This window comes from Neisseria sp. P0001.S005 (genome assembly GCF_051963715.1).
Genome location: NZ_JBQCTZ010000209.1, coordinates 1 through 5,705 on the forward strand (window position 1 = coordinate 1; position 5,705 = coordinate 5,705).

Consider the following 5,705-nt stretch of genomic DNA (forward strand, 5'->3'; position numbering starts at 1 on the left):
AACAAGATGCAAAACTGATAGCCATGTATTGCCAAGAAAAAAGCCACAGATTGAGAGAATGGCAACCGCCGGAAAAAAATCAGCAGGAACTTGAAGAACTCACAAAATATTTAGACTATCTCACAAGACAAAGAGCAACCGAAAAAAACAAACTCCACGAATCACCCGACTACATAACAGCACATATTAAGACAACCATAGACAACCTGACAGACCAAATTAAAGCCGTAAAGCAACAGATTAAACAATTCTACAAACAACACCCCGAATACGACCAAAACCGAAAACGCCTGATGACAATAACAGGCATAGGAGAAACCGCCGCTTCTGTTTTGCTCTCCAACTATAAAAAACACGAATTTAAAACATCAAAGCAATTTGTAGCCTTTATCGGTTTAGATCCCAAACAACATGAATCAGGGACAAGCATAAAAGGCAAAAGCCGTATATCCAAAATAGGCAAGGCCGATACAAGAAAAGCACTTTTTATGCCGGCATTGGTAGCCTATAGAATCAACGCATTCCCCAACCTTATCAACCGTCTGAAGTCAAAAAACAAACCTATAAAAGTGATACTGGTAGCACTAATGCGTAAACTAGCGGTAATAGCGTTTACTCTTTTGAAGATTGGCCAAGATTTCCAAGTTGAAAGATATAAATAAAAAATTAAACCGGGCTTTCCCCGGCGATTTTCAATTTATTGAAAATAAAGAATAAATAAAAACATTAAATCTGTTCAAAATAAAACAAACACCCCGAATAGGTCGGGGTGCGTATTCTTTCAACGTCAAGAAATGTAAAGATATTTGACTATGCAATACACTATCTTTGTTTTAAAGCAAGTATTAGCTACCGATCAGTTTCAAACGTTGACCAGGGGTCACAGTACGGGTATTGCGGTTCCAACGGCGGATATCATTAACATCAACATTGAAACGGCTGGCAATGGTGTTCAAAGTATCGCCTTTGCGTACAGTGTAGGAAACGTTTTGAATCGGGTTGCTGCGGACTTTTGCCGGAGCAGCTGTGACACGGAGGATTTGGCCTTTTTTGATATTGTTGCCTTTGATGTTGTTGGCAATAATCAAATCAGCTACGCTCAGGTTATAACGTTTGGAGATGTTAAACAGCGTATCGCCATCTGCCACACGGTGTGTGCCTGCTGCAAGTGCTGCAGTTTGCGTGTTTTGTTGACCGTTTACACGGGCAAGACGCGCATTGATGCGGCGTTGTTGTTTAGCGGTATTGGCTGCGATACGTGCGGCACGAGCACTTTCGGCAGTGACAACAGTTTGAACTTGTTTGGCTTCAGGAGTTGCTTCAGCGACAGTCGCTGCAGGTTTCTCCGCAGGTCGGCTTTGTACTAAGGCCATCAGGTCATCATGCTCTTCTTGAACCGGCGCGGCAGCAACAGATTCAACTGCTAGAGCAGGGGCTACATCGTTTGCGGCAACAATCGGTGCAGTCAAGTCGGCAGGGATGGCTGCTTTGGGTGCTTCTGCAACATTTGTAGCAGCAGGCTCAGAAGTAGTATGGGTCATGGCTACAACAGGGGCGGCTACATCCGCATTTGCAACTTGAGGCTGCGTCTTGGTTTCTGTTACCGCTACGGAAGTAATGTTTTCAGCTTTGCTGCGTGCAATAAAGTCAACCGGTTTGCTGGACTGTGGAACAACAGGTGCAACAATGTTGGTCACGGTATTTTGAGCGACTTTAACCGGTTCTGCTACGTTGGAAGCAATAATCGGAGACATGGCCGGCATATTGGATTGGTAAGTATCCGGCGTATTGTCTTTGTCGATAAAGTTAATGATATCTTGACTTTGTGTAGCTGAGTTTTTAGCCACCAAAATGCTGCGGCCTTCAGAAATGGCACTGCCGCTCAGGCCATTGAGGCGTTTAAGTTCGGCTACGCTCATGCCGGTATCGTTAGCAATGGCATTAAGCTTCTTGTTGCCCAAAGAAGTATAAATATCCCAAGACATCAGGGTATCTGGATTAGCATTGCGGTAGTTCTTTTCAAATGCAGAAACCGCAGAAACCGGTAACAACAGGCGACGGTTGTTTTTAGGGATAAATACTGGGGCATTGAAACCTGGGTTGAGTGCCAACAGTTCGCTTTCGCTGATGTTTGCAAAGCGAGCGATTGTGCTGTTATCAATAGGTTTGTCGATGCTGACAGATTTGAAATACGGTTGATTGCTGATTTCGCTGATATTCATGCCGAAAGTTTGCGGGTTGGCAACGATGTTGCGGACGGCCAAAAGTTTTGGAACGTAGTTGCGTGTTTCATTCGGCATACGCAGGTTTTCGTATGTCGGCTCCAAACCTTGCGCGCGGGCACGGTTTACGGCGCGGCCGACGTTACCTTCGCCCCAGTTGTAAGCGGCAAGGGCCAAAGACCAGTCGCCGAACATACCGTGCAAGTATTGCAGGTAGTTCAGTGCGGCATCGGTAGCGGCGTAAACGTCGTGGCGGCCGTCATATAAAGGCGTTTTTTCCAAGCCGAAGTGGCGGCCAGTAGCCGGCATAAATTGCCACAGGCCGGATGCGCCAACGTGTGATTTGGCTTTGGTTACGAATGCGCTTTCAATGAAAGGCAGCAAAGCGATTTCAGCAGGCATATTGCGTTTTTTAACTTCATTGGCAATATGGTACATATAAGGTTTGCTGCGGGAGATGGTGCGGTCGAAATATGCACTGTTTGCAGCAAATTTGTTTTCATGGCGGCGAACCAGTTCTGTATTGACTTCGTTGATGCGGAAGTCTTTACGCAACGATGCCCACAAGCTACCAGAGCCGAAGGTTTGTGCTTTGGCTTGGTCGAGCAGGGAGGAGTTGAGGCGCATCATGGCCATGCCGACTTGGTTGGGCGTGGCGTTTTGCGCGTAGGCTGTGGCGGAAACTGCCGACAGGCTTGAAACGGTCAGAGCGATGGTTTTTAGTTTTGCCATAGTAAATAGAGTTATCAAATATATAATAAAATTTCGTCTTTTCGATGGTATCGTTTCAGCATTCAAACGTCAAGTCGAGCAGGGAATTTGCTTGTATGATGTGGCCGTGGTGTTAAAATTCTGTCACACAAGCCAGAATGCATAGGGGAGTCTTTAATGGAAGTTTTTTTTATGCAAACGCCAATGGGACAATATCTTGCTCAAAAAGAGGCGGATTTTTTCAGACGGCATTTGCAATATTTGAATGGCCAAGTGGCAGTTCAATTAGTCGGTATATGGCAGAGGCCGTCTGAAAATATGATTGTGGTGCCGCGCGATGTGCGGATGGATGCTGAAATGTTGGCGTTTGAAACGCATTCTGTGGATGTATTATTGATGCCCCATCTTTTGGAAATTTCATCTGCCGATTTGGTGTTGCAAGAGGCATTTAGGATATTAAAACCCGAGGGCAGGTTGATTTTGACGGGATTTAACCCTAAATCTTTGTGGGGATTGAGCTCGTGGTTTGATGGCAAAAGACTGCCTATGAAATCTCAATGCTTGGCGCTGGCTGAGTTGAAACGAAAAATTGCCGCTATTGGTTTTGAAATGGAATATGGGCAGTTTATGGATTATCTGCCTGCGGTGAATTCGCCATCTGCTTTGAAGTTTTGGCAGTTTATGGAAAAGGCGGGGGACAGGTGGTGGCCACAGTGTGCGGCGGTGTATGGTGTGGTTTTAACGAAACATTTGATTGGTGTCCGTCCTTTGCCTGAATTGGAATCTGCATTCGATGGCAATACGGTTGCTTTAAGTACGGCACGTTTGGCCGAATAGTTTTCAGACGGCCTATATATAATGACGAATTTGGAGAATAATGATGCCTGAATTACCTGAAGTGGAGACGACTTTACGCGGAATCGCGCCGCATATTGATGGTAAAAAGATAGAAAAAGTCATTATTCGCCAGTTTAAATTGAGATGGCCTATCCATCCAAACTTGGCGCAAATTTTGGCCGTGCGCAAAATTTTGGCATGCAACCGTCGTGCGAAGTATTTGATTATTACTTTTGAAACAGGTATTTTACTTATTCATTTAGGTATGTCCGGCAGTTTGCGGATTTTTACCGCCGATGATGAGCGTATCGCCACACCGGATAAACACGATCATTTGGATTTTGTATTTGATGACGGTACCGTATTGCGTTATCACGATCCGCGTAAATTTGGTGCGGTATTGTGGTATGAGGGTATTGCCGAGCATCATCCGCTGTTGGAAAAACTGGGACCTGAGCCACTCTCGGATGATTTTGATGCAAATTATTTGTATCAGAAATTGAAAACCCAAAAGCGTGCAGTCAAATTAGCGCTGATGGATAATGCGGTGGTGGTTGGCGTCGGCAATATTTATGCGAATGAAAGTCTGTTTAAGGCAGGTATTTCGCCATTGCGCCCGGCGAATAAGCTGACTAAGAAAGAATGCGCATTATTGGTGGAGACCGTTAAAGCGGTTCTGCAAAGGGCGATTGAAACGGGCGGCAGTACGCTGCGAGACTTCGTTAATAGCGATGGGAAAAGCGGCTACTTTCAGCAGGAATATACGGTCTATGGCCGCCACAATGAGCCTTGTGTCCAATGTGGCGGACTGATTTTTAAAGAAACTTTGGGGCAGCGTGGAACATTTTATTGTCCAAATTGCCAGAAATAGTTTCAGACGGCCTTAAACGTCAGAGGCCGTCTGAAAATAGTGAACACAATATAGAAGAAATTTTATGTCTAAACAAAAAGCTCCTTTTTTTAAACGACTGGGCAGACTTTGCCGGTTGGCAGCTTGGTTATTCAGAACCGCTCGGGATTTGCGTGCCATCGATGGCAACAATGCAGAGGAACGTAATCACGCTGTGGTTGTTTTGGGAAAAGGTGCGTTGGGTGCTTTGGATATCGAATTGGAAATCGGCGTACCGCCTCAAGGAAATGTGAGCGGTACTTTGGTGGTGGCCAATCATGTGTCTTGGTTGGATATTTTTGCCATGAGTGCCGTTTATCCGAGCAGTTTTATTGCGAAACAGGAAATTAGCGGCTGGCCGGTTTTGGGGAAAATGGGTAAAAATGCCGGCACGGTGTTTATTAAGCGCAATTCCCGCCGTGATATCGAGCCGATTAATCAGGCGATTTGTGCGGCATTGAAAGCAGGGCAAAATGTCAGTTTCTTTCCCGAGGCACGCACTTCTTCTGGCTTGGGTATTTTGCCGTTTAAAGCAGCCCTGTTTCAATCGGCTATTGATGCGAAAGCGCCGATTCAGGCAGTAACTTTGCGATATTATGATGGCGAAGGACAACGGACGGATCTGCCATCCTATGCGGAGGTAAACCTGTTTCAGTCTTTATGGCGTATTGTTTCTATGAAGAAAATCCGTATCCGTTTGGATTTCTCGCCTCAATACAAACCGACAGACATGCCGGATAAAGACCGCTATGTTTTGAAGGATATTGCGGAAACAGCCATCGGTGAAATTGTGGCTTCGGATTCTCCCGTTCAGCCCTTACCTAAAAAATAATTTCAGTCAGGTACTTGTTTTATTTCAGACGGCCTCCATTTAAAGAAACAGCTGTTTTCGGTTTAATTGAATTGATAGTTTAATGTAATTAATATTATTTGAACTATAAATTATACAAATCGATAGGCCTGCATTAGAATGCAAGCATTGATTCATTTCTCAAACCCGAATTTTTAAGGAGCTTAAAAATGGCTTTGCAAGATCGTACCGGTCA

At 44.9% G+C, this 5,705-nt stretch carries 5 protein-coding genes; 4 read left to right on the top strand and 1 reads right to left on the bottom strand.

All coding sequences use genetic code 11. From position 1 onward, the window contains the following. The coding region (locus ACTHSP_RS17035; RefSeq protein WP_440346515.1) for an IS110 family transposase at positions 1-662 on the top strand (662 nt) is incomplete at its 5' end. A 183-nt stretch (positions 663-845) separates the two neighbouring features. Here the strand turns inward: ACTHSP_RS17035 and ACTHSP_RS17040 are convergent. Continuing rightward, the gene (locus ACTHSP_RS17040; protein ID WP_440346516.1) at positions 846-2,954 is read right to left on the bottom strand and encodes a LysM peptidoglycan-binding domain-containing protein; all 2,109 of its coding nucleotides are present in this window, start codon (positions 2,952-2,954) and stop codon (positions 846-848) included. A gap of 156 nt (positions 2,955-3,110) precedes the next feature. Between ACTHSP_RS17040 and ACTHSP_RS17045 the strand changes: the two genes are divergently transcribed. The 3 genes from ACTHSP_RS17045 to ACTHSP_RS17055 all read left to right on the top strand — a co-directional run bounded on the left by ACTHSP_RS17045 (position 3,111) and on the right by ACTHSP_RS17055 (position 5,491). Next, a complete protein-coding gene (locus tag ACTHSP_RS17045) occupies positions 3,111-3,770 on the top strand; it encodes a class I SAM-dependent methyltransferase (protein WP_440346517.1) in 660 nt (219 codons plus the stop codon). 43 nt (positions 3,771-3,813) lie between these two features. Then, positions 3,814-4,641 carry a DNA-formamidopyrimidine glycosylase gene (mutM, locus tag ACTHSP_RS17050; protein WP_440346519.1) on the top strand — a complete coding sequence of 276 codons (828 nt, stop codon included), beginning with the start codon at positions 3,814-3,816 and terminating at the stop codon, positions 4,639-4,641. Between the two features lie 64 nt (positions 4,642-4,705). Continuing rightward, positions 4,706-5,491 (top strand): 1-acylglycerol-3-phosphate O-acyltransferase, encoded by a 786-nt coding sequence (locus ACTHSP_RS17055; RefSeq protein WP_440346518.1) that lies wholly within the window; start codon positions 4,706-4,708, stop codon positions 5,489-5,491. The last annotated feature ends 214 nt before the right edge of the window (positions 5,492-5,705 follow it).